This is a genomic window from Syntrophaceticus schinkii, assembly GCF_000946815.1.
Taxonomy (GTDB): domain Bacteria; phylum Bacillota; class DSM-12270; order Thermacetogeniales; family Thermacetogeniaceae; genus Syntrophaceticus; species Syntrophaceticus schinkii.
Genome location: NZ_CDRZ01000158.1, coordinates 1 through 1,746, shown reverse-complemented (window position 1 = coordinate 1,746; position 1,746 = coordinate 1). Strand labels below are relative to the sequence as shown.

Genomic DNA, 1,746 nt, shown 5'->3' with positions numbered 1-1,746 from the left:
TCGGGCGTATTCTTGCTGATATGGAAAGGGCAGCGTGCGACAGCGGGGTAAGGTAATTAAAGGGTAAGGATCCTCTCAGTATCCATGACAGGTTTGGTTTGGGTGCTGGGGGAGTCTCTACATTATCCACACTATGCACACTGACTGGCATTATCTAGCTAGACTTTGATTGGCACCTGAATTCTCAACTTTATGGCAGACTGTCGCTATAATTCTTCCGTTATTGGCGGTGAGAATTGCAGCGTCAAATTGAGTGAGAGGCAACACCTTATTAAAAAGGTGATCAACGATGAAGCCAAGAAAATATAAAGCTGCAAAGATATTTTTTATTATTACTTTTTTAATATGTGGGCTCTTTTTTTGTAAAAGAAAAATTTAATGTAAATACTAGTTTGGATGAATATGACAGTAAATATATCTATGTAGAAAATCGAACATCTAAAAGTGAAGTCATAAAGAAAAATCATAAAGTCAAGACCTGTCCGGCATCTTTGACTAAAATTATGACAACTATAGTTGCATTGGAACATATAGAAGACTTGTCTACTATTGCTCCAGTAGATGTAGACACTTATAAAGAAATGGTAAATAACAATTCTTCAATGGCGGGTTTCTACGGAAAGGAGCAAACTACATACAGAGATTTACTTTATGGAACCATATTAAGCTCGGGGGGCGAAGCTGCTAATTCATTAGCAATAAATATAGCGGGAAGTGTAGAAAATTTTGTTAAGCTTATGAATAATAAGGCCTCTGAACTTGGATTGCATGACACGCATTTTGTTAATCCGGAAGGACTTCATGATAAAAACCAATATACCACAGCCTATGATATGGCAAAACTTTTAGACTATGCTTTAGATAATGGACATTTCCGAGCTATATTCACTAAGGAAACCTTTAATACTACTTCTACACTAGACCACCCGGGTGGTATTGTTTTACAATCCACAGTACTTTCAAAACTTCATGAAGTGCCTCAAAATGGGTTTAAAATTATAGGCGGAAAGTCTGGAACGACATATCAAGCGGGACAATGTTGGGCAACTTTAGCTATAAAAGATGATGTGGAATATATAGCAATAGTCATGGGAGCTGAATTAGAAGATATCAAAAATCCTGACAACAAGCATATAAAAGACACAATTAAAATTTATGAAAATTTATAATATGGATCACATCTGATACACATTCTATTATACCTAATAAATTAGTCTCTTTTGTAGAAAGTGAAAGAAAGAAAGGTGAAGTAGTGTATTTAAATTGTTTCAGGTACAAACACCCTCTGAAGAGTTTTATCGTTGCTTACAACGCAATTTTAGGCGTCGTTTTTATACTGTATTGTAAGGATACCAGGGGGAATGTTCAGTTATCTAAGTGAAACCATATTATTACGAGAAATCCATTTAAATATCAGAGAATATAGGGAAAAATTATTTCGCAGCAATTGATTACTCAGCTCGTTATTAATTTCAACGATAAAAGAAACTACAAATAATTAATCAGTAGCTGCTTTTTTTATATTGGGTTAAGAACTGAGTGGGAGATATTTTATGTAAAACATCTAATTCGTTAATCCTGGATAGAGCAATAAGAGGTGTTGAGTCAGAAACCACCTTCATTTTGTAAAATCTCCTTAACTATTGATAAGTCTTCTTCCAATTCGTCTACATCATAGTTAAGGGGTATATTATGATCTGCTAAAAAGTCCAAGAAATCCTGCTTAGATACATTGCCAGTCTGGCC

General features: G+C 34.9%; 2 protein-coding genes. One reads left to right on the top strand and one right to left on the bottom strand.

Features of this window, described 5'->3' with window-relative positions; all coding sequences use genetic code 11:
- Positions 1-347: 347 nt before the first annotated feature.
- Positions 348-1,169 carry a D-alanyl-D-alanine carboxypeptidase family protein gene (locus SSCH_RS06780; protein ID WP_044664812.1) on the top strand — a complete coding sequence of 274 codons (822 nt, stop codon included), beginning with the start codon at positions 348-350 and terminating at the stop codon, positions 1,167-1,169.
- A 436-nt stretch (positions 1,170-1,605) separates the two neighbouring features.
- Here the strand turns inward: SSCH_RS06780 and SSCH_RS17500 are convergent.
- On the bottom strand, positions 1,606-1,746 hold a 141-nt coding region (locus SSCH_RS17500), incomplete at its 5' end, for a UPF0175 family protein (protein WP_198142227.1).